The sequence below is a fragment of the Bacillus sp. BD59S genome (assembly GCF_007363175.1).
GTDB lineage: Bacteria > Bacillota > Bacilli > Bacillales > Bacillaceae_G > Bacillus_A > Bacillus_A pacificus.
In genome coordinates, this window is sequence record NZ_CP034686.1 from 3,979,037 (window position 1) to 4,003,886 (window position 24,850).

Genomic DNA, 24,850 nt, shown 5'->3' on the forward strand with positions numbered 1-24,850 from the left:
AACTTATATCATCTTCGCTTCGTATTTGTGCTTTTTTACAAGCCAAGCTCCTCCGATAACACCTGCATCATTACCAAGTGTTGCAATAGCTAACTTCGTGCTCTTTACAGCACGTGAGAAAGCATATTGCTCAAAATAGCGTTGAATTGGTTCTAATAGTGCATCTCCAGCTTTAGAAACGCCTCCGCCAATAACGATTTTCTCTGGGTTCAACGTGCTAGAAAGGTTCGCTACAGCTAATCCTAAATAAGAAGCTACCTTTTCTACTACTTCGCCTGCTAGTTCATCACCTTGTCCATGTGCTTCAAATACGTCTTTTGATGTGATACGTCCTTCTTCTGCTAACATAGAACGTAGAATACTTTCTTTATCAGTCTCTTGTATTTTTTGCATAGCAACACGCACAATACCTGTTGCAGATGCTACAGTTTCTAGGCAGCCAGACTTCCCGCAATTACATGGGAAAGCATTTTCTGTAACGACTGTAATGTGTCCGATTTCACCAGCAGCACCGCTTACACCGTGTACAATCTCACCATTGGCAATTACACCACCACCAACACCAGTGCCAAGTGTCATACAAATTAAATCTTTTGCTCCTTCACCAGCACCTTTCCACATTTCACCAAGCGCTGCTAAGTTCGCATCATTATCAATAACAACAGGTAATCCTGTTTCTACTTCTAATAAATCTTTTAACGGATAGTTTTTCCATCCTAAGTTAACCGCTTCATAAATCATTCCAGACGCCACGTGTACAGGACCAGGAGCTCCCATACCAATACCGATTAACTTACTTTTTAATTCGCCTAACTCTTCTAACTTTTTATCAATAGCTTTCGCTACATCAAGTGTAATATGTTTTCCTTGCTCATTTGTATTCGTAGGGATTTCCCACTTATGTAAAATTTCACCGTATACATTAATAAATGCTAATTTAATCGTTGTACCACCAAGGTCAACACCAACTAACCATTTCTCTTCCATGTTGCTTACCTACCTTTATCTAATTCTTATTTAGCTCTTTTTGAATTTCTTGCTTCAATAAAAATAAAGCTGTTTGATAGTCTTGTGGATCAATTAGCTGTGATTGATTTAATTCACGCAATTCATCTTGCATTAATTGTAAATCTGCAATTCGATCTCCCGTATAAATAATCGTACCAAATTTCTTTAGCAATTGCTGAATATCATATATAGATACCATTTCATCACCCTCTATGCTCACTTACTATACAAAATTATAATAAGAAAACGTTCACATATTTTATTATAATCAAGAAGAAAAAGTCTCGTCAATTTTTATTTGTCTATACAAGCCCATTTTTAACCATTGTTCCTTTTTCTGTAATAATTTTTTCTATATTTTGATCAAACGGCTCTATTGGAATATGGTCCACCATTTGAAAACTATAAGCTAATGATAGCGTTTTCCCTTTATAATGCATGAGATAACGATCATAATAGCCACCACCATATCCAATCCGTTCTCCTCGCTCTGTATAAGCTACACCTGGTACAATTTGAAGGTCAATTTCATCTGCATTCACTTCTTCCGTAAGCGCTGGAATTGGCTCACGTAAATTCATATACACTGTTTCTAACTGATCAAAATTGCTAATTTGCCTAAAGGACATCGTTCTTGTTTCTTTATTGCACTTCGGAACAACAACTTTCTTTCCTTCTTCCCAAGCTTTTTCGATAATAGAATATGTATTCACTTCATTTTCCATTGAGAGAGTGATTCCAATTGTTTTAGCTTCAGCCCACTCTTTTTGCGCATACAACGAAAATGCTATTTGCTCTGATAAATTTGTATACCGTTCTCTTGATAAAGAATTCATGTGCTCTATTATTTGTTTACGTAAACGTAGTTTCTCTTCTCTCACACATTTCCCCCCTCACAGTGATACTTTGCTCTACGATGATAGTGTATCACTTTTAAGAGAGGAATCGAATAAAAAAAGAAACAGTAGGAAAATATTCCTACTGCTTACTTTGTTTCACGGTGTAACGTAGACTTCTTGTCACGCTTGCAATACTTTTTAAGCTCGATACGCTCAGCGTTGTTACGTTTGTTTTTCTTTGAGATATAGTTACGATCTCCGCATTCTGTACATGCTAGAGTAATATTCACACGCATTCTTATTTCCCTCCAGTACTAATAACTTAAATCAGACTATACTATAATACCACTTTTAAAATAAAAATTCTACACCTTTTGATATTGTCTAATTTTTTCTATAAGATTTTTCATGTTTTCCCTTGCTATTACTGGGTTTCTAGCATGCGAATACACTAAAAATTTCGGTTGTTTTGTGTCAGAAACGATATAAGACCACTCTTTTTCGGTATATTTGAACTGCACTCCTTCAAATATACCTTCTTCCTTTCTTTCGATATCAGCTAATAATTTCCTCATTACTTTCCCTTTTTCATTCCACGAACATACAACTTCATCACAAAGTAAATAGAGCGGCGGCGATTGCTCTACTATGCTGAGAAAGGTTTTTCCCTGCAATGCTATTAACTCAAATAATTTTCCAATTCGATATAAAATATCTCGCTTCCATCTCGCTTGAAACGATTTTTTTTCATCCTGCGTATAAAACAAAAGGTAACATTCTCCTAATTTCAAAGACATTGGGTAAATATTTCCTGCCGACTCCAGTAATAAATCTGGTATATCTACCTCTTCAAAATTTGTTCCTTGGTAAATATTACTATGATTATCATATAACTCAAAATAATTTCCTTGCTCTGAAAACATAAGCGCCATATTTGCTTTACTTGATTTCATCAAAGCTTTCACATGATCCTTTTGTTCGCCCGCATAAATCCACGTAACTGTGCATCCGAGCCTTTGCAAAAAGAGCATAAGCAAATGTTGTAACATATCATTTCTCTTATTAATAAGAAGATGGAACTTCTGTTTTTTTATTTTCTCAGTATCAATACGCTCTAATACAGCCTCTATATAATCATGTAAAGAAACGTGTACTAGCTTATTCCGCCCCATTTCCTTCTCACATACGTAATAAAACGACTCAGACATATACACTTGTTCTATCGCTTTTTGCTGCTTATACGTTAACTGTGCCCCATCCTTACCATACAACTTTATAACAACCTCTTTTTCCTTTTCCGCTTGAATGAAAACCCCGCCCGCACATTGCAAATCTTGAATGCTGTACTGAAAAAGTGATTCGTTCATTTCTTTGCATTCCATCGTATGAATCCCAATACCATGAATCGCATGAAGAAAAAGATTTTTATAAGAAGTCATTTCTATATGTTCTTGACTCCCGATTAATACACTTTCCCCTTTGGCAAAAAGAGAGCCGTACGCCATCGCAACCTTTACAATAAATTGAGGCGTAATCTCCACATTACCTCTTCCTACAATGCGGCTTTTTTGCAACCATCCTGCACTCTTCTCACTTTCTTGAACACCAGCCGATCCGACTACCGAATGACTGTCAATTGCCTTATATGGCCATAGCTTTCCCTTTTGCTTAATTACCGTACTTTTCCCTATATGGCAATGGTCCGCTACAATGCTTTTTTGAAACAGTGTAACGTCATCTTCTACCATTGTATGTTCTCCTATTGTCGTTTCTAATAACTCACAATATTCCCCAATATGCGCATTTGCAAAAATAATACTTTTTTGAAGATGAGAATAACTTGAAACAACACTATTTTTCCCAATAATAGAGTACGGCTCAATTACAGCACCAGCACCAATTTTTGCTCCCCCTCCAATAAAAGAAGGGCCGTGAATTTTCGTTCCTTTTCCAATCGTTACCCCTTCTCCCATCCATACCATCGGTAATACTTCCGTATATGGAATAGGTACTTGCAATTTTTTCGTTAACAAATCAAATTGGGCTTGTCGATATTGATCAAATGTACCGATATCTAACCAGTAACCTTCTGACAAATATGCAAATAATACATTCTTATCTGCTAATAAGGGAAACACATCTTGACTGAAATCAAAAAATTCTCGGGGCGGTATGTAAGAAAAAATTTCTGGCTCCATAATATATATACCTGTATTTACAATATTAGAGACCACTTCATTCCAACTCGGTTTTTCTATGTATCGTGTAACCTCTTGTTCTTTGTTCATTACAACTAAACCGAATGAGAGTGGATTTTCTACTTCCTTTACAAACATAGTTACCATTCTTTTCTTTTGTTCATGAAACGTAATTCCTTCTGATAATTGAAAATCAGTTAACGCATCCCCACTTATGACAACAAACGTTTCATCCAAAAATTTTTCCGCTTGTTTAATACTCCCTGCAGTTCCAAGCGGTGGAGAGTCTTCAAAGTAGTACAAATTGACGCCCCATTTGCTACCGTCACCAAAATATTGCTTAATGGCCGTACTCATATACTGAACAGTAATTGCAATCTCACGTATACCATGCTGACGTAATAATTCAATATTGTATTCTAAAACTGGCTTTTCTAATAATGGCAACATCGGCTTTGGAGTATTACATGTTAATGGTCTAAGGCGTCGTCCTTTTCCTCCAGCTAAAATAACCCCCTTCATATACTTCAGCCTCCACTTATATAATGTTCAGTAACTTCATATACGATATGTATATTATCTACCCAGCATTAACTAGCAGTATAAAATAAAGTGAAACTTTAATCAGTGGGGGTTTTCTTCATCCCCTACTGATTACTAGCCTTGACCAATCGGGCCGACAGGCAGTAAACTTCCCCTTATATACATTCACCTTTCAACAACTGAAGAAAGCGCTTACTATTAAATTTGTAAAATATTACTTAATAAGCGAATAACATATACGCCCTATTTTTTCCATTATATTATGATACATCTTATCATCATAAACTAAAGGAAACAACGAGCTTTTTTTGTCATGTTTTGACTAAAAAAAGCAGGTGATGTTTCACCTGCTTTTTTCTTTATTCATTTAATAAGTAATGCTTTCCTTTTACTAAATAAAAAACATTTTCAGCAATATTTGTAATATGGTCTGCTACACGTTCAATATATCTCGCTACAAAGGATAACTGTGTAATTTGTGTAATTGCTTCTGGTTGTTCTGGAACTGAAGATATAAATTCACGAATCGCTTTCCCATATATTTCATCAACAGAATCATCCATTTCGGCAATTTGCTTTGCAAAAGTTAAATTTTCTTGCTCATATGCATCTAACGCTAACTGTAACATCTTATTTGCAATCGCAAACATCTCATCAAGATTGTGCAAACTAACCGACACGTCTTTTTCCCCGAGACGAATGGTTGATTTCGCAATATTAACAGCATGATCTGCAATACGTTCTAAATCTGTCGCTGTTTTAATTGAAATGAAAATCCTTCTTAAATCACTTGCTACAGGTTGCTGCTTCGTAATAAGCATAAGCGCAAGATCATTTATCTCCTCTTCTAAATGATCCATACGATAATCACCATCTATTACCTCTAACGCTTTCTCTACATCCTTTTTATGAAGGCCTTCCATAGCAAGCAATAAAGCTTCTCTCGCTAGTTCACCAAGCTCAATCACCTTTTGCTGTAACGTTTTTAAATCACATTGAAATTGTTCTCGTACCATTGTTTCTTCCCCCTCAATATTATGTGCCAATATATATAACTCTCCTACCTAGCCTACTTATAATAAGCCTTAAGATAGGAGAAGTATTACTTCTCTAATTTAAATGAGGTAAAAATAAGAAATACCCTCTGTTAAGAGGGTATTTGCTCTTAGCCTTGCTAGCGACATCAACCGAATCGGCCTGTAATATAATCTTCTGTACGCTTATCTGAAGGTGTCGTAAATAATTTATTTGTATCTGTATACTCCACAACTTCTCCACTTAAGAAGAAAGCAGTTTTATCTGAAATACGCGCAGCTTGTTGCATGTTATGCGTTACGATAACGATACTAAAGTCTTTCTTTAACTCTTGAATTAATTCTTCTACTTTTAATGTTGAAATGGGATCTAGTGCCGATGTTGGCTCATCCATTAAAATAACGTCTGGTTCAATCGCTAAACAACGTGCGATACATAGACGCTGTTGCTGTCCACCAGATAAACCGTATGCATTATCATGCAAACGATCTTTTAACTCATCCCAAATCGCTGCTCCACGTAAACTTTTTTCAACGATTTCATCTAGCGTTTTCTTGTCGCTAATACCATGAATTTTCGGCCCGTATGCTACATTTTCATAAATAGATTTTGGAAATGGATTTGGTTTTTGGAACACCATTCCTACATGTGTTCGTAATTCTTCAACTGGGTATGATTTATCAAATATATTGCGCTCTCTATATTCAATTACGCCTGTAGTTCGCACGATTGGTACTAACTCTACCATACGATTTAATGTTTTTAAGTACGTTGATTTACCACAACCACTTGGCCCGATAATTGCCGTAACTTCATTCTCATGAATGCTTAAGTTAATATCTTTTAAGGCATGGTCTTCTCCGTACCATAAATTTAAGTTTTTCGTATCAAATACTACTTTCTTTGGCGCAGTCTCAATTTTCTCCTCGTTTTTCACCTGTACATTTACTACTGTTGCTACCATTTGAATTCCCCTTTCATCCATTTCCAACTTATTTTCGATTTCGTAACCATAGGACAAATATATTGATCAAGAGCAATAAACCTAACAAAACAATCATCCCAGCAGCTGCTACATACTGAAATTCTTCTTGAGGTCTACTCATCCAATTAAAAATTTGAATTGGTAAAACTGTAAATCTATCAAACATACTAAACGGAACATAATTTGCAAATGCAAGTGCCCCAATAACTAATAACGGTGCCGCTTCTCCAATCGCTCTTGATATCGCTAACGTACAACCCGTTATAATTCCTGGGAAAGCATATGGCAATACAATTCGATACATCGTTTGCCACTTCGTAGCACCTAATCCGTAAGAAGCTTCTAATAATGAGCTTGGTACTGATCGTATCGCTTCTTGACTTGCTACAACAACTGTAGGTAAGACGAGTAAACTCATCGTCAGTGCCGCCGCAATGATACTCTCACCTAAATGAAGAGCATATACAAAAATAGTTAAGCCGAGTAATCCAAATACAACGGAAGGTACTCCTGCTAACGTTTGATTATTAATTTCTATTACCTTTTTAAATATAGATTCTTTCGCATATTGTTCTAAATAAAGAGCAGTTCCGACTCCAAATATAAAGGAGACTGGTATAACAATACTCATAAACAATATTGTTCCTGACAATGCCGCAGCGATCCCAGCTTCTTTCGGATTACGCGAAGCGAAGTTTGTAAAGAACTCTAACGAAAGATAACTTATACCTTTTTCAAAAATTTGAAAAAGCAAAATAAGCAGTATTACTATTGAAAACAAAATAGCTATATAAAATAACGTTTTGTAAACTCGATCTTTTAAAAAACGTGATGCCATATTTTCTTGTATTTTTTTATGATTCAACATTCGCATATTATGTCACCCTCCTAAAACGGCGCATAATAAACTGAGAAATGATGTTCATGATAAAAGTAAATAAGAATAACGTTGCGCCTACAGCGTACATGCTGTAATAAGTAATTGTTCCATGCGGAGCATCACCTAAACTCACTTGCACAATATAAGCCGTTAACGTTTGAATAGAGTGTGTCGGATCGAGCGATACGTTCGGCGTGGATCCCGCTGCAATTACAACGATCATCGTTTCACCGATTGCTCTGGAAGCAGCTAATATAATCGCTGCCATAATCCCTGTAAAAGCCGAAGGAAACACGACTTGTTTTACCATCTCAAACCGAGTTGATCCAAGTGCTAACGAAGCTTCTTTCGTTCCTTTCGCTACAGCTCTCATTGCGTCTTCAGAGAGAGAGGCAATTGTAGGTATCATCATAACGCCAATCACAACACCTGGACTAATCGCATTAAAAAACTGTAAATCAGGTATAATCCGTTGTAAAAGCGGTGTAACAACTGTTAATGCAAAAAAGCCATATACAATTGTCGGGATACCTGCTAATAGTTCTAACATCGGTTTTAATACTTTTCTTACACTGTTTGAAGCATATTCGCTTAAAAATACGGCACACGCTAAACCGATAGGAATTGCTACGCACATAGCGATTGCTGTTACAAGTACCGTTCCACATATAAGTGGTAATATACCGAATTTAGGATCTTCAAAAAAAGGTAACCATTCTTTCTCTGTCAAAAAGGAGAGCAATGATACTTTTTGAAAAAACATTATTGTTTCATTAGAAAGCGTAAAAATAATTCCAAGTGTCGTCGCAATAGACACGCTAGCAATTATTTTTAGTAATAATGGAACGATTCGATTGATTCGCTGCGTTTTTTTTCTTTGTTTTGTATTTCTTTCAATCAAATGTTGTACAGAAAATGTAATTTGACTTTTGTCATTATAAGCCAAAGATGAAAACCCCTTTCCACCCTGACATTACCTTTTTATTTCTGTTAACATCCGCAGCTGTTCATTGTATTTTTCTTTTGGTAATTTTACATATCCTACCTCTTCAGCGAGATTACCAACATGCTGAATCATAAACTCAATATAATTTGCTACATTCATTTTATTTCGGATAGATGCATGATTCACATAAACAAATAGCGACCTAGATAACGGCTTATACTCACCTGATTGAATGGTATCTTTCGTCGGAAGTACACCATTTACTTTTATTGCTCTCACCTTATCTCGATTGGCCATATAATAAGCATATCCTACAAAAGCAATGGCATTTTTATCATTCATTACCCCTTGCATAATAACTTGATCATCTTCAGACAAAGAGACTTTTTTTACAATGCGACTTTTTTGTAAGATGACATTTTGAAAATAATCATACGTACCAGAGTCTACACCTGGCGCATAAAACTTTACCTGTTCACGTGGCCATGATGAATGAATTTGTGACCATCGCTTTTCACTTTCATCTTCACTCCATAATAGACGTAACTCGTCTACCGTCATATTGTCTACCCAAGTATTTTGACGATTCACAACGATTGTAAGACCATCGTAGGCAACTTCAAACGGTGTAAACTGAATGGAGTTTTTCTTCATTTCATTTTCTTCCACTTGTTTCATTACTCTCGAAGCATTATTTATATCTACTTCTCCTTTACTGAAACGATTAAATCCTCCTCCTGTTCCAGAAACACTGATGGAAATTTTCACGTTCGGATGCACCTTTGTATATTCCTCCGCTACTGCTTCTATAATAGGAAAAACCGTTGAGGATCCATCAACTCTCACTTCTCCCATTTCATTCACAGCAAATGCAGTAGACGTGCCAACATAAAAGAAACATATCGACAGTATGAAAACTTTAATCGATGCACTTATCCATTTCACGTGTTCTTCCTCCTAGAAGTAACCGGAAATAACAGGATTACAGATATAAGAATACTGCTAAACTATTAATTCGGTTTTAATTGTTTGTAAAAGTTTTGTAAAGTTCCACAAGAATCAACATTAGGTAAATTATTAATCCGTAACCACTGTTCATCTTCACTGAGGATTGGTCCATAAAATCGCTCCCATAGTGAATGCATACGTATCATTTGTGAGATCCCTTAAAATTCCGATATGATCTGCTTGTCCACTTTATTAAAACGTATGCATGAACCATAAAAAAAAGCACACTATCTTTTCAGATAGTGTGCTTTTTTAAAACTTTTTTATTCATCATCTTGCTCTTTATTTTTCTTTTTATTATCTATTTCTTCCTTTGTAGCTTCACCATTTTCTATTTTTTTTAAATCAAAGTACGCGTCCATAATGTCACGACTAATATATCCGTTAATACCTGATTTATCATCTACCCAAGGTACAACAACAGAAAATGCTACTTCAGGGTCTTCAAGTGGCGCATAACCTACTAATGTTAAGTTATATGTTTCTTTACGCTCACCGTTTGCTTTTCTACCAATCTCTTTATCTCCGCCATACACAGTTTGAGCTGTACCTGTTTTACCAGCAGCTTTATATGATGCGCCTGTAAAGTATTTCGCAGCTGTACCACCAGACTCATTAAATACTTGTCTAAATCCTTCCTGAACACGTTTAATTTGTGATTCAGGCATATCAATACGGTTTAGTACTTTCGGTTCCATTGAATGAACGACTTTTCCAACTTCACCTTGTTTCGCTTCTGGTTGACGAATTTCTTTTACAACTTGCGGCTGCATACGGTAACCACCATTTGCAATTGTTGAAACATACTGTGCTAATTGAAGTGGTGTATAAGTGTCATACTGCCCAATTGATAAATCTAATAAGAAACCTGGCTGATTTCCTCTACCTGTTTGACCCGCAGATTCATTTGGTAAATCGATACCTGTTTTTACACCAAGTCCAAACTGCCCGAAATAATATCGCATCGTATCAAATGCTTTTTGTGGTATATCTAACGTACCACCTTTCACATATTGAACACCTGCGATATTCATCGCTGTTTTAAACATATATACGTTAGAAGACATTTTTAATGCTGTTAAATCATTAATGTATCCCATCGTCTTCCACGAAGATTTTTGTGGCGTTCCCTTTAATCTGATTGGTTCATCAAGTTGAACTGAACCTGGTTGAATGGCACCTGTCTGATACCCAGTAAGTACTGTCGCACCTTTTACAGTTGATCCCATCGGATAAGAACTTGTCATCGTTCCTAATGCGAAATCTTGCACTTTCGTTTCGCCATTTTCTTCTACTAACTGTTTCCCTGCCATAGATAAAACTTCACCATTTTTGGGATTCATCATTACAACGAATGCACGATCTAAAAGAGGTTGTCCCCCTTTATATCTCAATAAATTTTTCGTGATAATTTCTTCTACACGCTTTTGTAATTCCATATCAATTGTTAAATTCAGATTGTTACCACTTTGCCCTTTTGATACATTAATCGTTTCTAAAATATTACCGTTTTTATCCGTAATATTTCTCACTTCCGCTTTATTACCGTGCAAACTATCTTCATATTGCTGCTCAAGATAACTTTTTCCTACGCGGTCATTTCGGTTATAATCACGAACAAGATAGTAATCTAGTCTTTCTCTCGGTAAACCTTCATCAGACGTTGACACCCCGCCAAGTACACTTCGGAATAGATCATCATAAACGTATTTTCTATCCCAATCAACATTCGTATCTACACCCGGTAATGCTGCTAGATTTTCACTAATAATCGCATATTCTTGTTCTGTAGCATCCTTTTTAATGACTTGTGGCGTCATCGCATATCCGCCGTCCATTTTGCTTTTAATCGCTAGTACTTCTAAATCTTTTGCGGATAATTGATTCACTTCTTCTTCCGTCACGCGATTTCGTTGACGCTCATCTAATTCTTTATCGTCAATTTTTTTATCTTTAAACTCTTGACGATCTTTTTTCGTAATTTTTTCTTGCGCTTCTTCTTTATGAATAGCAAGCCAATAATCTTTTTTATCGCGATCTGTTAATTTATCTGTCGGTACTTCAATCAAATCTGCTAATTTTTTCGCTGTTTCTAAGCGAGCCTCTGCAGTTGATCCTTTCATTTTTGTAAATGTAATCGTACGTACAGCTGCATTATCTACTACAGGTCGCCCATAACGGTCAAATATTTTCCCACGTGGTACAGGATTACTTATCGTCGAGTTTTCTTTCCTCTCCACTTCATTCTTATATTCCTCACCGCGAACAATTTGTACATAACCAAGCCTTACAATAACCGCGGAGAACATTAAAAACACGCAGAAAAACAGCACGTTTAACCGAAAAGGAACGTGAGTCTTTTTCTTTTGTTGTTTCTGTTTCTTGCCCATACAAACCCCCTCTACCAACAGCTATGTAATTTGAAAGGGACACCTTCATACAGGTGTCCTCACTGCTGTCTTACATCTTTTTCTATTCTAGCATAAAACAAACGATAAGTTAACCTTCTGGTTCTGTTTGATTCTGCGTGGTTCCTTGTGCTACAACACTTGTGTTCCCTGCATTTCCTTCATCATATTTGACATTTTTAACTGCAAAATAAATAAGAAAATGTCCAGCACCTAAAATACATAGTAAGAAAGGTAAACTCTTTTCAGGCGGAAAGAATAATACAGCACATAAAAAACTTAAAACTGAACAAATTCTCCCAGCATTTAACCATAATTCTCGGACAACAACATACTCTACACGCCACTCTCTCGCATTTTTCGCTCTACCAATTACATCATATGTCATCGATCCATATGGAACGAGTAAAATAGGGTATGCAATCGCAATGCATGCTGCATAAATAAGTAATTTTGTGTATGTAACATTGAATATAACTAAAAATACGACAGCATATAAAATAATGCCTCCAAGTAAAATTGCTTTTTTTCGCCACTCTTTCTTTAACATACGAGCAACTAAATAGTAACATACAAATGATACAGCAGAATTTACTAAGCTATATTTCCCTAATGCAAGCTCACTATCAGTTGCTAAGTACACGTATACTGAAATAACAAAAATGAATGTTCCCTCTCTCAATCCTTGGAAAAAATGAGCACGTGTAATTCTCCCCCAATTTTTATCAATCCGTCGCTCTTTCAAAACTTGTGTAACCTCATAACGCCCTTCACATTCTCTCTTAGATACAAAAAAGCTTAAAACGACAGCAATTGCAAATAACAGTAACGAGAGGAAGAATATGACCGTATAACCACTCCACTTCTCCATACGTGAAATTGTGTATCCAGCTGCTATCGGTCCAATCATGCCAGAGAAGGATGTAAGAAGCCCAAGAAACCCGTTAAAGAAATCTCTTGTTTCTGGTTCTGTAATCTCAAATGTTAATAAGTTAAACGCGAGCCAGTAAAAACCATATCCGACTCCTAAAAGAGCCCCCATTAATAAAATATAGTGAGAAGCGCTTTTTCCCGCTACTAAAACAACGATAAAAAAAATTGCTAACGTGCCTACGCCTATTCGTAACAAGATCGAGCGATCAATACGCTTCGCTAATTTCCCACCTATAAGAAATGTGAGGGGCTGCAATACAACGCTGGCCAAATTATACAAGCCGAGATTCACATAATTTTGTGTTTGTTTCCATAAATAAATGTTAACAAACGTATTCGATAAAGAAATTGCGAGCGTGTATAAACCTCCAATAAGGAGTAATAACACTAAATCCCGATTCACTTCAACGTCACCAATTATATGTTTCCACTTCATACACAACTCTCCTTTACTTCATGTTCTAGTCTTCCAAAGACAAGCCCAATTATGTAAAAGGAAAGCATAGAAAAAAGCTAGGAGCATTCTCCTAGCTTTTTCTATCGTTATTACAATTATTTTGCTTCTTGGTAACGTTTTTCAGCAGCGTTCCAATCTACAACGTTCCAGAATGCACCGATGTAGTCTGGACGACGGTTTTGATAATTTAAGTAGTAAGCATGTTCCCAAACATCTAAACCGATAACTGGAGTTTTACCTTCAGTTAGAGGAGAATCTTGGTTTGGCGTGCTTGTTACTTCTAACTCACCATTATTTACTACTAACCAAGCCCAACCAGAACCGAAGCGAGTTGCGCCAGCTTTTGCGAATTCTTCTTTGAATGCATCGAAGCTACCGAATTTCGCTTCAATTGCAGTTGCAAGTTCGCCTACTGGTTGTCCGCCGCCGTTTGGAGATAAGATCGTCCAGAAGAATGTGTGGTTAGCATGTCCGCCACCATTGTTACGTACTGCTGTACGGATTGCTTCTGGTACTTCGTTTAAGTTTGCAACTAATTCTTCTACGCTTTTGTCAGCTAATTCTGCATGACCTTCTAAAGCAGCGTTTAAGTTTGTGATGTACGTGTTATGGTGTTTTGTATGATGGATGTTCATTGTTTCTTTGTCAAAGTGAGGCTCTAAAGCATCATACGCATAAGGTAAATTTGGTAATTCGTGTTTTGCCATTGTTATATTCCTCCCAGTTTATGTATTGCCACTTAAGTGACATACAACTACATTCTACCCTAATTGCCATAGGGTGCAAACAAATAAATCACATTGTCTTGCTATCATTAAAGTAGCAAAATTCCCACTTCTTTTCAATTAAAATGCTCATATATTTCATAAAAAAAGCCCCCTTCTACAAGGAAGCTTCCTACTGACATAATAAACACGTGAAATGGATATGGACCCTGTAGGACTCGAACCTACGACCGGACGGTTATGAGCCGTCTGCTCTAACCAGCTGAGCTAAGGGTCCACAATTATGTATGTAACAATACATCAAATAAAGGAATTCCTATCAGATATATCCTTTAAGAAATGTAAGATAAATTTACCATATAGAAAAGAAAAGTGTCAATTGTATTTTTCTCATTTAAAAGAAGAAAATTAATAAAAAGAAATTTAGTTATCTCTACTATATGTAAATATAATATATCTTGAGATTCCCTAGATTCCTACGTTACAATGATTTTATACATACATAAAGGAAGTGAATCTATGTCCATATTTACCCAATTAGTCAAAAGCGTATATTCGCCTAAAGATATGGCGCTATTCCGTTTTCAAAAAATCGGAAAAACCATTTTGTATATTATGCTACTTTGTCTAATCACTACTATTCCAAGAACATTCTTTTACGGTAGCTTTATCCAAGATAGTGTTACTATGGTAAATCAAGCAATTGAAAAAGATTTACCTGATTTTAAAATCGAAAATGGTGAACTAAAAGCTGATATTGAACAACCTATTCAAAAAGAAGAGGGAGATGCTCTTTTCGTATTTGATCCAAATACAACAGATATCGAAAAGTATCAAAATAAAACTGGTTTATTTATTTTAAAAGATAAAGTAGTTTCTATAGGAAATGGCCAGACGCAAACATACTCCTACAATGATTTATTAGGGACATCTCTTGAGAAAAAAGATTTGCAAGATTTCATTTCTGTATTCGATAGTATTTATCCAATTTTACTAGCTGTTATCGGAGTCTTAGTATATCTATTCCAATTGTTCATTACTTTCTTAGGAATTACTTTACTTGCGTTTATCGGTTCTGCTATGAGTGGTCAACGTAAATTATCTTATAAGCAAGTATGGACGTTAACTGCCTACAGCTACACAATTCCAACAATCTTCTTTATGATTATGGATTTATTCAAAATCGTTGTACCTGGCTCAACATTCATTTATATCGCAGTTGTTTTAATTGTTCTATACTTAACAATTAAAGAAGTTCCAAAACCGAACGAAAAAAATGCCTAAATAGGCATTTTTTTTTTGGACAAGCATATATTCCTAGCAAAGGAGTGAAGAATATGAAGAGATTAGGTATATTCTTATTCGTGCTTGTTCTTGGTTATATATTTTATTACGATATAAAAATCGGCACTTTACCGATGTTAAGTTCATATAAAAAGACAAATGCGGCCGAAACGATAAAACAAGAAAGTACAAATACAAAACAAAAGAAAGAAAACAAGGCGGAAAAAGAAACAGATGTCACTTATAAAACAATTGAAGTCAAAACAGGTGATACGGTTCTTTCCATTACAGAAGCAATTAATAAGAAGAAAATTCCTTCTATCGAAAAAGTAATTGATGATTTTAAACAATTAAATAAAAATACAACTGCTACAAAAATACAACTTGGAAAGTCTTATAAATTCCCGTTATATCAATAAGCAATCACTTAATCCTTGTCAATTACATAAAGGCGCTGATACAATAGTAAAAGTGAAACCGAGCACTTCGGTTTCTATAGCCCTGTATCACGTATACTATCATTGATATAAGGGACTAAATAAGAAACTTCTTTTATAAGGAGAGCGATCTATTCGTGAATGAAATGACTCATCGTACAAAAACACGTCCAGTTAAAGTCGGTAATTTAACAATTGGCGGTAATAATGAATTAATTATACAAAGTATGACAACAACAAAAACACATGATGTTGAAGCAACAGTTGCTGAAATTAAACGTTTAGAAGAAGCTGGTTGTCAAGTCGTGCGTGTTGCTGTTCCAGACGAACGCGCAGCAAATGCTATTGCTGATATTAAAAAACAAATCAACATTCCGCTTGTTGCTGATATTCATTTTGATTATCGCCTTGCTTTAAAAGCAATTGAAGGCGGCATTGATAAAGTACGTATCAATCCAGGTAACATTGGTCGTCGCCATAAAGTAGAAGCTGTTGTAAATGCAGCAAAAGAACGTGGTATTCCAATCCGTATCGGTGTAAACGCAGGTTCATTAGAGCGTCACATTTTAGAAAAGTACGGATACCCAACTGCAGATGGTATGGTTGAGAGCGCCCTACATCACATTAAAATTTTAGAGGACTTAGATTTCCATGATATTATCGTATCTATGAAAGCCTCTGATGTTAACTTGGCAATTGAAGCATACGAAAAAGCTGCACGTGCTTTTGATTATCCACTACATTTAGGTATCACAGAATCTGGAACGTTATTTGCAGGAACTGTAAAAAGTGCCGCTGGTCTTGGAGCAATCTTAAGTAAAGGCATCGGAAATACACTACGTATTTCATTAAGTGCTGACCCAGTTGAAGAAGTAAAAGTTGCGCGTGAACTATTAAAGTCATTCGGCCTTGCATCTAATGCAGCAACACTTATTTCTTGTCCAACTTGCGGTCGTATTGAAATTGATTTAATTAGTATCGCTAATGAAGTGGAAGAGTACATTTCTACACTACAAGTACCAATTAAGGTTGCAGTACTTGGCTGCGCTGTAAATGGTCCTGGTGAAGCTCGTGAAGCTGATATCGGTATTGCCGGCGCGCGCGGAGAAGGACTATTATTCCGCAAAGGGCAAGTCGTTCGTAAAGTACCAGAAGAAATAATGGTAGAAGAACTGAAAAAAGAAATCGACGTAATTGCTGCTGAAATGGCTGCTGAACGAGAAAAAGAAAAAGAAACACAAGAACAATAAAAAGAAGGTTGCCCACAACATTTGTGAGCAACCTTCTTTTCTACGTAAAAAAGCTCGTCAGTTATAGAACTGACGAGCTTTTACTTTGCACATTTTGGACAACGGCCGTATATTTCAAACTTATGACCAGTTACTTCATAACCGTTAAAATCTTTATTCATAAAATCCATCGGACAAGAAGTAATCTCTTTCGTCCCTCCGCAATCTAAACAAATAAAATGATGATGATGTTCCATAATAGAACATGTAAAACGAAAATGTTTTTCACCGTTTAATTCCGTTTGTTCTAAAACACCGATTTCAGCAAACACCGTTAAGTTACGATAAATCGTGTCAAAGCTAAGACCTGGATAATCATCCTTCATATGCTCTAGAACGTCCTTCGCCGTTAAATAACGATTGTGAGCTGCAAATAACCTGAGCATTTCTTCCCTTTTCCCAGTATGTTTGTATCCTTTATCTTTCATTAGGCGTAAAGCTTCTGTTAGATTCATATCTATCCCTACTTTATGCAGTTTTTTTCTTTTTCCATAAAATCGCACCAATTAAAATAAGAACCGCTATCATAACAATTGTACCACCTGGTGCTAAATCAAGTTGATACGAAGCAAACATTCCACCAATTACTGCAATTTCACCAAATAAAATGGAGAAGAAAATTGTTTGTTTAAATCCATTCGCAATACGAATACTTGCTGCAACTGGTAACGTCATTAATGATGATACGAGAAGAACCCCCACTACACGCATTGATACCGCAATGACAAGCGCAACCAATATAATGAAAATAAAGTGAATCCACTTTGCACTCAAACCGGTTGATACAGCGTATTCCTCATCGAAAGATAGTAAAAACAGCTCTTTGTATAATAAAGTAATCGTTACAATAACAACAATTGCTACAATGCCAATGATTATTAAATCCGTACTTGTTACAGCACTTACACTCCCAAATAAATAACTAAATAAATCTGTGTTAAATCCATTTGCAAGTGATATAAAAATAACGCCAATTCCCATTCCTGCTGAAAGAATAATCGGAATCGCTAATTCTTGATAATGTTTATATACAGTACGTAGTTTTTCAATAAGTAACGCTCCACCCATAGAAAAAATCATACCCATATATAAAGGATTTAAAAATCCCCCTGTGAAAATTGTTTTTTCTAGTAATAAACTTGCAGCAATACCCGATAATGTCACGTGACTTAACGCATCTGCAATAAGCGACATACGACGAATGACAACAAATACACCGATAAGTGGCGCAACAAGTCCTATTAAAATCCCTGCATATAAAGAGTTACGTAAAAAGTCATATTGTAAAAAATCTTGTATCATTATATCCTCCCGTGATGCTCATGCTCGTGTTCTAAACGATGAACATGATGTCCATATAAGACGGACATTTCTGCATCTTCTAACTCTCGGAACTTCTCTACATTTCCATGGAAATGTAAATGTTGGTTTAAGCATGCAACATGTGTTACTTTCTCGGTAACAGCTCCCATATCATGCGTAACGAGAATTAATGTGATTCCTAACCTCTTGTTTAAATCCTCTAATATCTCATAAAAACTTTCTACATTCTTCACATCGATTCCAACAGTAGGCTCGTCCAAAATAAGTAATTCAGGATCACTAACGAGCGCACGAGCAATAAATACACGCTGTTGTTGTCCACCAGAAAGTTCTCCGATATTGCGCCCTTGAAACTCACTCATTCCTACATCAGCAATCGCTTTTTCTACCTTTTCCTTATCGCTTTTCGTCAAAAAGCGAAATAGCCCTTTTTTCGAAACGAGTCCCATTGACACAACTTCAAACACAGTTGCCGGAAAACCAGAATTAAAGCTATTTGCCTTTTGCGACACATAACCAACTTTGTTCCATTCTTTAAACTTCTTACTATCAACACCAAACAAACGAATACTTCCCTGTTTTGGCTTTAAAACGCCTAATAAACATTTTAGCAACGTTGATTTCCCAGAACCATTTGGTCCAACTAAACCTAAAAAAGCTCCCTTCGGAACTTGCAAATTTATATCTTCTAACACATTTCGATCTTCATATCGAAATGATAATCCTTCTATTTCTAATATATTGTTCATAGCATCTCACCTATTTTAATTCAGAATGATTCCGATTTATATCTATTTGAATTATAGTACAGCTTATTATAGTTGTAAACCAATCTGCCTAAAATATATCTACTTTTTCAAGAAACCTTACTATTATAACAAAAAGCAGAGAAAAATTCTCTGCTTTCAAAAGATATTATAATTAATTTTTTAGTGAATAGCTGATTTAAACTTACCACCATTTGTCTCTTGTGTACTCATAATCGTAACAAACGCATTCGCATCAATTTCATACACAATTGATTTTAACTTTGTCACTTCTAGACGTGTTACCACTGCATAAATAACTTCTTTTTCTTTATCCGTGTAACCGCCTTTCGCTACAAGCTTCGTAGTTCCACGACCAAGACGATGCAAAATCGCATTTGATACTTCCTCATATTGATCTGATACAATTAAAACAGCTTTCGTTTCATCTAAACCTTGAATGACTGTATCAATTGTTTTGAATGCAATGTAGTACGTCATCACAGAATACATCGCTTGTTCAACACCAAATACAAATGCTGCCCATGCAAAAATGAATAAGTTCACAAACATTACAAATTCGCCTACGGAGAAAGGTAATTTCTTCGTTAATAAAATACCCATAATTTCTGTTCCGTCCATTGATCCACCATGACGAATAACGAGCCCTACACCAAGACCTAAAATAAGACCACCAAACACTGTAGCTAAAATTGGCTCTGTTGTAAATGGCGGAACAGCATGTAAAGTTGATTCAATAAACGCTAGAGCTACAATACCGAACGCCGAAGATAACATGAACGTTTTTCCAATTTGCTTATAACCCGAATACATAAATGGGATATTGAGAATAACGACCAAAGTAGAGAAACTTAACCACCAAATATTAGGAGTAAGATAATCTAATATAAGAGAAATACCAATAATTCCACCGTCAATAATTTTATTTGGCATTAAAAACAATTCAATCGCTACCGCTGCGCATGCTGCCCCAAAAATAATCATAACTAAACGATACATAAGATGGATAACACTTTCTTTTCGATGTTGCTTTTGCTCCATAAGTCCTCCCTATACTCTTTTTCTATAGTTTTGTCCTTATATTATAACATACGCTTCTTTTTCTCATGAAAAAAGAAACTCTATACGAATATGTACAAGCTACGTACTCATATATTTCGATAGAAGAACGTGTGAAGGAGGATAACTCGATGAACCTCATTAAACAACTTGTAAATAAAAAATTAAATCATATTTCTACAAAGGAATTATTGAAATATAGTAAAGAATATGACGTTCCAATTACGACTGCACAAGCTGATCAAATTGTTGGACTTATGAAAGGAAAGAATATTAACATTTACGATAATGACGAACGACTAGCGCTCTTAAAACAAATAGCTCAAGTAACCTCGCCCGCTACTGCTCAACAAGTAAATACTTTATTTCAGCAACTACTAAAATAAGGAGGGGATATTCCCCTCCTTATTGCGCTTTAATTTTTTCAAGAAGTCCTTCATCAAAAGTACCATTTTTCAGCATTTCGATTTCTAATTTATATGGCGGCTTCTTGTCCTTTTTATCTTCACCTACATATGGCGTTTCAAGAATTTTTGGTACGTGCATCAATTGCGGATGATGCACAATATGATGCAATGCTTTATAACCGATATGTCCGAAACCGATATTTTCATGACGGTCCTTTCCTGCGCCGCGTACATTTTTACTATCATTAATATGAAGTACTTGTAAACGATCGATACCAACAATCTTATCAAATTCGTTTAATACACCGTCAAAGTCATTTACTATGTCATATCCTGCATCGTGCGTATGGCATGTATCAAAGCATACTGATAGTTTTTCATTATATGTTACACCATCAATAATTTTTGCAATTTCTTCAAAGCTACGGCCGCATTCTGTTCCTTTTCCTGCCATCGTTTCTAACGCAATGTTCACCGTCTGGTCTGGCGTTAATACTTCATTCAGTCCTTTAATAATTTGTTGAATACCAGCGTCTGCCCCTGCACCAACGTGCGCACCTGGGTGAAGAACGATTTGTTTTGCCACACCTAATGCTGATGTTCTCTCAATTTCCATACGAAGGAAATCTACACCTAATTGGAATGTTTCTGGCTTCGTCGTATTTCCAACATTAATAATATATGGCGCATGTACGATAATCTCTTCGATACCGTTTTGTTCCATATGTTTTCTTCCTGCTTCTATGTTCAATTCTTCAATTGGTTTTCTTCTTGTATTTTGCGGTGCACCTGTATAAATCATAAACGTCGTTGCACCGTATGAAACAGCCTCTTCACTTGCTGCTAATAACATTTTCTTACCACTCATAGAAACATGAGATCCAATCTTTAACATACAATCACCTCTTCAATATACAATAGATATAATGATAGCATAATTTGTAGAAATATGTAGTGAATTGTTTTTTCCATTCTCCACTGATTATTATCCCCGTAAATAGCGGGATAAAAAAAGATAAGGGAAATCCCTTATCTTTTTTTATTGCTATATTTTCTCTTCACTTTGTCACGTTCTGTTGCAAGTTTACGTTTATAGTTTGGTTTTACTTTTTTCGGCTTTTTAACAACTTTCGTTGCCATAACATCAAGTTCATCATTTGGTTTTTTACGGCTCTTACGACGACGACGTTCACCTAAATCCGCCCACTCATCTCCGCGTAAATCTACATGTTTAAACTCGATATGACGCTGTTTTTCTAAACTATCTAACGCTTCTTCGTTTGCTGGATCATAAATCGTCACTGCAATACCTGAATGGCCTGCACGTGCTGTTCTTCCCACTCGGTGAACGAAGAAATCTAAATCTGATGGAAGTTCGTAGTTAATAACATGACTAATTCCTTCAATATCAATACCACGCGCTGCTAAATCAGTTGCAACAATATATTGGAATTCAAGGTCACGAATTTGTTTCATCATTTTTTTACGATCACGAGGTGATAAATCTCCGTGAATTCGTCCAACTTTTAAGCCGCGTTCCGTTAATCCGTCAGCAACCTGATCTGCCATTTTCTTCGTATTCGTGAAAACAACTGCTAAATACGGTTTAAATTGTAGTAACATTCTTTTCACTAAATCGATTTTGTTACGATGTTTAGAAGGCACTAAATAATGCTCAATATTTCCAGCCGCAACTTGTTTTGGATTGATATGAATATGCTCTGGATTCTCCATGTATTTCTTCAGAAACGGTTTTAGTTTTTGAGGAATTGTTGCAGAGAAAACTAACATTTGCAAGTTTTTAGGCATGCGTGCTGCAATCTTGTCTACATCATGAATGAATCCCATATCAAGCATTAAGTCTGCTTCATCGACAATAATCGTATTTGCTTTATGAACAAACAGTGCTTGTTCTTCTACTAAGTCTTTAATACGTCCTGGCGTTCCAACTACAATATGAGGTTGTTTTTTCAACTTCTCAATTGATCGTTGTTTATCAGTTCCACCAATTAAACAACGTGCTGTAATCATTTGATCTTCCGTACAGAACTTTGTTAATTTCACGATTTCTTCGTAAATTTGTTGTGCTAACTCACGAGTAGGCGCTGTAATAACAAGTTGTACTTCTTCACGACCTGGGTTAATTCTGTTCAATGTAGGAAGTAAGTATGCATGTGTTTTCCCAGAACCTGTTTGGGATTGTCCAATTACACTTACACCTTTTTTCACGACCGGGAAAATTTTCTGCTGAATTCCTGTCGGCTCTGTAAAGCGTAGTTCACGAACTGCATCTATTAAAAATGGTTTAAAATCATACTGTGTAAAAGTTTGTTGTGTCATAAGTTACACCTTCTTTCTAAATTTCTACTGCGCGCACAAATCAGTCAAGTCTACATTATATCGAAATCTACAAGTAAAATCCATCTTTAGTTTAGGTTTTTACTTCAAAAACTAACCTTCTTCCCTCTTATTGCATATTGTATGTGTATATACCTAACTGAAGAAAGGAGGATTTCTCACATGTTTCCAAAATCCCCCATGAGACAAATGTATCCGAATCCAGGGCAGCAACCTTATACACCATACCCAATTCCACAACTACCACCGATGGCACAAAAAAAGAAAGGATTTCTTGCTAAACTCTTTAAAAAACACGATCCAACCGAACCTTACATGCAAATGGTTCCGCCTTATCGACAAATGGAAGGACCGCCAATGATGCACCAGCAACCGCCACCTCAATATCGACAGCAATATCAGCAACAATACCAACAACAATACCCGCAGCAATATCAACAGCAATATCAACCATACATGCAGCAGCATCCCGAGCAAATGGTCCCTCCTCAAATGTATGAATCAAACGAAACGCGCGGCGGCGCAACAACTCCAACCGCATCAAGTAGTGGCATCGGTAGTTTTTTTTCGAATTTAATTTCGAATCCAACTACTATGATAAATAATATCGAAAAAGTATCACAAGTCGTTCAATCTGTAAGCCCTGTCGTGGAACAGTACGGTCCCATTATGCGTAACCTACCAAGCATTGTTAAGATCCTCACCTCTGGAAAAAGTACGGAAGAAAATCCAACCGAAGATCAAACTGAAGACGTAACAGAAAAGGTTGAGGTAGCAACTCCACATCCTCCACCCAAAAAAAGAAAAAGAAAAAAAATGGTGATTGAGCCAGTCATAGAAAAAGAAGTACGAGAGGAGCCTGTTCAAAAAATAGCAACAAAACCAAAACTATATGTGTAACAATCCTTTGTTTTCTATCCACTCCTCCTTTATAATGTAAAAGACTATGCACAAAAGTATCCCTTGTTTAGAAGGAGAGGATTACTCATATGAAAATTGTTAAAATTTCCCCTCGTGGTTATTGCTACGGTGTTGTGGACGCGATGGTTATTGCACGTAACGCCGCATTAGATACATCATTACCAAGACCTATTTATATTTTAGGTATGATTGTTCACAACAAACATGTAACAGATGCATTCGAAGAAGATGGCATCATCACATTAGATGGTCCAAGTCGATTAGACATTTTAGATAAAATCGATTCTGGTACTGTTATTTTCACTGCACACGGTGTTTCTCCAGAAGTTAAACAACGTGCAAAAGAAAAAGGTTTAACAACAATCGATGCCACTTGCCCAGATGTTACAAAAACACATGACCTTATTGAAGCAAAGAAGGCTGAAGGTTACCATGTCATTTATATCGGCAAAAAAAATCATCCAGAACCAGAAGGCGCAGTTGGTATCGCACCTGATATCGTTCATCTTATCGAAAAAGCCGATGATTTAAAAACATTAGAAATTCCAACGGATAAAATTTTAGTTACAAATCAAACAACGATGAGTCAATGGGATGTTCAACATTTAATGGAGGACATTCAGAAGAAATTCCCAACGGCAGAATTCCATAAGGAAATTTGTTTAGCAACTCAAGTTCGCCAAGAAGCGGTTGCTAAGCAAGCTGATGTTGCAGACTTAACAATTGTTGTCGGTGATCCGAAAAGTAATAACTCAAACCGTTTAGCACAAGTATCACAAGAAATTGCTGGTACGAAAGCATACCGCGTTGCAGATGTAAGTGAAATCAAATTAGAATGGCTACAAGGTGTAGAAAACGTAGCTGTTACAGCAGGTGCTTCTACTCCAACTCCAATTACAAAAGAGGTTATCGCTTTCTTAGAGCAATATGACCCAATGAATCCTGCTACATGGGAAAGAGTTCGAAAAGTACCGTTACAAAAAATATTACCTCGTGTAAAAGTGAAAAAAGAACAATAATAAAAACCGTTGCCTTCATGA

General features: G+C 36.1%; 26 protein-coding genes and 1 tRNA gene. 6 read left to right on the forward strand and 21 right to left on the reverse strand.

Annotated features, from left to right (window positions below):
* Positions 1–3: 3 nt before the first annotated feature.
* The 15 genes from glcK to EKQ63_RS22955 all read right to left on the reverse strand — a co-directional run bounded on the left by glcK (position 4) and on the right by EKQ63_RS22955 (position 14,242).
* Positions 4–987, reverse strand: coding sequence for a glucokinase (gene glcK, locus EKQ63_RS22890; RefSeq protein ID WP_000391706.1), 984 nt, complete (start codon positions 985–987; stop codon positions 4–6).
* A gap of 19 nt (positions 988–1,006) precedes the next feature.
* Complete coding sequence (locus tag EKQ63_RS22895; protein ID WP_000253699.1) at positions 1,007–1,207, reverse strand: YqgQ family protein; 201 nt, start codon at positions 1,205–1,207, stop codon at positions 1,007–1,009.
* Positions 1,208–1,310: 103 nt separating this feature from the next.
* Positions 1,311–1,889: a 5-formyltetrahydrofolate cyclo-ligase gene (locus EKQ63_RS22900; RefSeq protein WP_087954283.1), complete on the reverse strand. Its 579-nt coding sequence runs from the start codon at positions 1,887–1,889 to the stop codon at positions 1,311–1,313.
* Positions 1,890–1,993: 104 nt separating this feature from the next.
* Entirely contained in the window at positions 1,994–2,143 is a 150-nt protein-coding gene (gene rpmG / locus EKQ63_RS22905; RefSeq protein WP_001265616.1) for a 50S ribosomal protein L33, read from the reverse strand.
* Positions 2,144–2,212: 69 nt separating this feature from the next.
* Positions 2,213–4,567 carry a sugar phosphate nucleotidyltransferase gene (locus EKQ63_RS22910; protein ID WP_143881538.1) on the reverse strand — a complete coding sequence of 785 codons (2,355 nt, stop codon included), beginning with the start codon at positions 4,565–4,567 and terminating at the stop codon, positions 2,213–2,215.
* Between the two features lie 380 nt (positions 4,568–4,947).
* Positions 4,948–5,604: a phosphate signaling complex protein PhoU gene (gene phoU / locus EKQ63_RS22915; RefSeq protein WP_071726941.1), complete on the reverse strand. Its 657-nt coding sequence runs from the start codon at positions 5,602–5,604 to the stop codon at positions 4,948–4,950.
* Between the two features lie 167 nt (positions 5,605–5,771).
* A complete protein-coding gene (gene pstB / locus EKQ63_RS22920) occupies positions 5,772–6,587 on the reverse strand; it encodes a phosphate ABC transporter ATP-binding protein (RefSeq protein WP_000226683.1) in 816 nt (271 codons plus the stop codon).
* A gap of 28 nt (positions 6,588–6,615) precedes the next feature.
* Positions 6,616–7,482, reverse strand: coding sequence for a phosphate ABC transporter permease PstA (gene pstA / locus EKQ63_RS22925; RefSeq protein WP_001242551.1), 867 nt, complete (start codon positions 7,480–7,482; stop codon positions 6,616–6,618).
* A gap of 1 nt (position 7,483) precedes the next feature.
* Complete coding sequence (gene pstC, locus EKQ63_RS22930) at positions 7,484–8,434, reverse strand: phosphate ABC transporter permease subunit PstC (protein ID WP_143881539.1); 951 nt, start codon at positions 8,432–8,434, stop codon at positions 7,484–7,486.
* A 27-nt stretch (positions 8,435–8,461) separates the two neighbouring features.
* On the reverse strand, positions 8,462–9,379 hold the full coding sequence (gene phoX / locus EKQ63_RS22935) for a phosphate ABC transporter substrate-binding protein PhoX (RefSeq protein WP_087954281.1): 918 nt from the start codon (positions 9,377–9,379) through the stop codon (positions 8,462–8,464).
* 65 nt (positions 9,380–9,444) lie between these two features.
* The gene (locus EKQ63_RS30010; protein ID WP_173601265.1) at positions 9,445–9,588 is read right to left on the reverse strand and encodes a hypothetical protein; all 144 of its coding nucleotides are present in this window, start codon (positions 9,586–9,588) and stop codon (positions 9,445–9,447) included.
* 117 nt (positions 9,589–9,705) lie between these two features.
* Positions 9,706–11,832 carry a peptidoglycan D,D-transpeptidase FtsI family protein gene (locus EKQ63_RS22940; RefSeq protein ID WP_087954280.1) on the reverse strand — a complete coding sequence of 709 codons (2,127 nt, stop codon included), beginning with the start codon at positions 11,830–11,832 and terminating at the stop codon, positions 9,706–9,708.
* Positions 11,833–11,941: 109 nt separating this feature from the next.
* Positions 11,942–13,219, reverse strand: coding sequence for an MFS transporter (locus EKQ63_RS22945; RefSeq protein ID WP_087954279.1), 1,278 nt, complete (start codon positions 13,217–13,219; stop codon positions 11,942–11,944).
* Between the two features lie 116 nt (positions 13,220–13,335).
* Positions 13,336–13,947 (reverse strand): superoxide dismutase [Mn], encoded by a 612-nt coding sequence (gene sodA, locus EKQ63_RS22950; RefSeq protein ID WP_001052031.1) that lies wholly within the window; start codon positions 13,945–13,947, stop codon positions 13,336–13,338.
* A 221-nt stretch (positions 13,948–14,168) separates the two neighbouring features.
* Positions 14,169–14,242: transfer RNA gene (locus tag EKQ63_RS22955), tRNA-Ile, on the reverse strand.
* Positions 14,243–14,484: 242 nt separating this feature from the next.
* Between EKQ63_RS22955 and EKQ63_RS22960 the strand changes: the two genes are divergently transcribed.
* The 3 genes from EKQ63_RS22960 to ispG all read left to right on the forward strand — a co-directional run bounded on the left by EKQ63_RS22960 (position 14,485) and on the right by ispG (position 16,936).
* On the forward strand, positions 14,485–15,249 hold the full coding sequence (locus EKQ63_RS22960) for a DUF1189 domain-containing protein (protein ID WP_000021910.1): 765 nt from the start codon (positions 14,485–14,487) through the stop codon (positions 15,247–15,249).
* 53 nt (positions 15,250–15,302) lie between these two features.
* Positions 15,303–15,668: a hypothetical protein gene (locus tag EKQ63_RS22965; protein ID WP_143881540.1), complete on the forward strand. Its 366-nt coding sequence runs from the start codon at positions 15,303–15,305 to the stop codon at positions 15,666–15,668.
* Between the two features lie 164 nt (positions 15,669–15,832).
* The gene (ispG, locus tag EKQ63_RS22970) at positions 15,833–16,936 is read left to right on the forward strand and encodes a flavodoxin-dependent (E)-4-hydroxy-3-methylbut-2-enyl-diphosphate synthase (RefSeq protein WP_011040674.1); all 1,104 of its coding nucleotides are present in this window, start codon (positions 15,833–15,835) and stop codon (positions 16,934–16,936) included.
* An 80-nt stretch (positions 16,937–17,016) separates the two neighbouring features.
* Here ispG and EKQ63_RS22975 read toward each other — a convergent pair whose 3' ends face one another.
* The 4 genes from EKQ63_RS22975 to EKQ63_RS22990 all read right to left on the reverse strand — a co-directional run bounded on the left by EKQ63_RS22975 (position 17,017) and on the right by EKQ63_RS22990 (position 20,106).
* Positions 17,017–17,430 carry a Fur family transcriptional regulator gene (locus EKQ63_RS22975; RefSeq protein ID WP_001054512.1) on the reverse strand — a complete coding sequence of 138 codons (414 nt, stop codon included), beginning with the start codon at positions 17,428–17,430 and terminating at the stop codon, positions 17,017–17,019.
* Positions 17,431–17,443: 13 nt separating this feature from the next.
* Positions 17,444–18,277 (reverse strand): metal ABC transporter permease, encoded by an 834-nt coding sequence (locus EKQ63_RS22980; RefSeq protein ID WP_000613827.1) that lies wholly within the window; start codon positions 18,275–18,277, stop codon positions 17,444–17,446.
* Complete coding sequence (locus EKQ63_RS22985) at positions 18,277–19,047, reverse strand: metal ABC transporter ATP-binding protein (RefSeq protein ID WP_143881541.1); 771 nt, start codon at positions 19,045–19,047, stop codon at positions 18,277–18,279. Before EKQ63_RS22985 ends, EKQ63_RS22980 begins: the two co-directional genes overlap by 1 nt.
* A gap of 180 nt (positions 19,048–19,227) precedes the next feature.
* Entirely contained in the window at positions 19,228–20,106 is an 879-nt protein-coding gene (locus EKQ63_RS22990; protein WP_000435966.1) for a YitT family protein, read from the reverse strand.
* 149 nt (positions 20,107–20,255) lie between these two features.
* Here EKQ63_RS22990 and EKQ63_RS22995 point away from each other — a divergent pair, with 149 nt between their 5' ends.
* Complete coding sequence (locus tag EKQ63_RS22995; protein WP_001048963.1) at positions 20,256–20,510, forward strand: DUF2624 domain-containing protein; 255 nt, start codon at positions 20,256–20,258, stop codon at positions 20,508–20,510.
* A gap of 19 nt (positions 20,511–20,529) precedes the next feature.
* Here the strand turns inward: EKQ63_RS22995 and EKQ63_RS23000 are convergent, their stop codons facing one another.
* Complete coding sequence (locus EKQ63_RS23000; protein WP_000912469.1) at positions 20,530–21,426, reverse strand: deoxyribonuclease IV; 897 nt, start codon at positions 21,424–21,426, stop codon at positions 20,530–20,532.
* A gap of 134 nt (positions 21,427–21,560) precedes the next feature.
* Positions 21,561–22,871: a DEAD/DEAH box helicase gene (locus EKQ63_RS23005; protein WP_087954278.1), complete on the reverse strand. Its 1,311-nt coding sequence runs from the start codon at positions 22,869–22,871 to the stop codon at positions 21,561–21,563.
* 180 nt (positions 22,872–23,051) lie between these two features.
* Between EKQ63_RS23005 and vrrA the strand changes: the two genes are divergently transcribed.
* Both vrrA and EKQ63_RS23015 read left to right on the forward strand, forming a co-directional pair.
* On the forward strand, positions 23,052–23,789 hold the full coding sequence (vrrA, locus tag EKQ63_RS23010) for a VrrA/YqfQ family protein (protein WP_143881542.1): 738 nt from the start codon (positions 23,052–23,054) through the stop codon (positions 23,787–23,789).
* Between the two features lie 89 nt (positions 23,790–23,878).
* Positions 23,879–24,829, forward strand: coding sequence for a 4-hydroxy-3-methylbut-2-enyl diphosphate reductase (locus EKQ63_RS23015; RefSeq protein ID WP_000706665.1), 951 nt, complete (start codon positions 23,879–23,881; stop codon positions 24,827–24,829).
* Positions 24,830–24,850: the final 21 nt, after the last annotated feature.

Coding starts and splice junctions, on each gene's coding strand:
- glcK (WP_000391706.1), bottom strand. CDS start 987: ATGGAAGAGAAATGGTTAGTTGGTGTTGACCTTGGTGGTACAACGATT.
- EKQ63_RS22895 (WP_000253699.1), bottom strand. CDS start 1,207: ATGGTATCTATATATGATATTCAGCAATTGCTAAAGAAATTTGGTACG.
- rpmG (WP_001265616.1), bottom strand. CDS start 2,143: ATGCGTGTGAATATTACTCTAGCATGTACAGAATGCGGAGATCGTAAC.
- EKQ63_RS22910 (WP_143881538.1), bottom strand. CDS start 4,567: ATGAAGGGGGTTATTTTAGCTGGAGGAAAAGGACGACGCCTTAGACCA.
- phoU (WP_071726941.1), bottom strand. CDS start 5,604: ATGGTACGAGAACAATTTCAATGTGATTTAAAAACGTTACAGCAAAAG.
- pstB (WP_000226683.1), bottom strand. CDS start 6,587: ATGGTAGCAACAGTAGTAAATGTACAGGTGAAAAACGAGGAGAAAATT.
- pstA (WP_001242551.1), bottom strand. CDS start 7,482: ATGCGAATGTTGAATCATAAAAAAATACAAGAAAATATGGCATCACGT.
- EKQ63_RS30010 (WP_173601265.1), bottom strand. CDS start 9,588: ATGATACGTATGCATTCACTATGGGAGCGATTTTATGGACCAATCCTC.
- EKQ63_RS22940 (WP_087954280.1), bottom strand. CDS start 11,832: ATGGGCAAGAAACAGAAACAACAAAAGAAAAAGACTCACGTTCCTTTT.
- EKQ63_RS22945 (WP_087954279.1), bottom strand. CDS start 13,219: ATGAAGTGGAAACATATAATTGGTGACGTTGAAGTGAATCGGGATTTA.
- sodA (WP_001052031.1), bottom strand. CDS start 13,947: ATGGCAAAACACGAATTACCAAATTTACCTTATGCGTATGATGCTTTA.
- EKQ63_RS22960 (WP_000021910.1), top strand. CDS start 14,485: ATGTCCATATTTACCCAATTAGTCAAAAGCGTATATTCGCCTAAAGAT.
- EKQ63_RS22965 (WP_143881540.1), top strand. CDS start 15,303: ATGAAGAGATTAGGTATATTCTTATTCGTGCTTGTTCTTGGTTATATA.
- ispG (WP_011040674.1), top strand. CDS start 15,833: ATGACTCATCGTACAAAAACACGTCCAGTTAAAGTCGGTAATTTAACA.
- EKQ63_RS22975 (WP_001054512.1), bottom strand. CDS start 17,430: ATGAATCTAACAGAAGCTTTACGCCTAATGAAAGATAAAGGATACAAA.
- EKQ63_RS22980 (WP_000613827.1), bottom strand. CDS start 18,277: ATGATACAAGATTTTTTACAATATGACTTTTTACGTAACTCTTTATAT.
- EKQ63_RS22985 (WP_143881541.1), bottom strand. CDS start 19,047: ATGAACAATATATTAGAAATAGAAGGATTATCATTTCGATATGAAGAT.
- EKQ63_RS22990 (WP_000435966.1), bottom strand. CDS start 20,106: ATGGAGCAAAAGCAACATCGAAAAGAAAGTGTTATCCATCTTATGTAT.
- EKQ63_RS22995 (WP_001048963.1), top strand. CDS start 20,256: ATGAACCTCATTAAACAACTTGTAAATAAAAAATTAAATCATATTTCT.
- EKQ63_RS23000 (WP_000912469.1), bottom strand. CDS start 21,426: ATGTTAAAGATTGGATCTCATGTTTCTATGAGTGGTAAGAAAATGTTA.
- EKQ63_RS23005 (WP_087954278.1), bottom strand. CDS start 22,871: ATGACACAACAAACTTTTACACAGTATGATTTTAAACCATTTTTAATA.
- vrrA (WP_143881542.1), top strand. CDS start 23,052: ATGTTTCCAAAATCCCCCATGAGACAAATGTATCCGAATCCAGGGCAG.
- EKQ63_RS23015 (WP_000706665.1), top strand. CDS start 23,879: ATGAAAATTGTTAAAATTTCCCCTCGTGGTTATTGCTACGGTGTTGTG.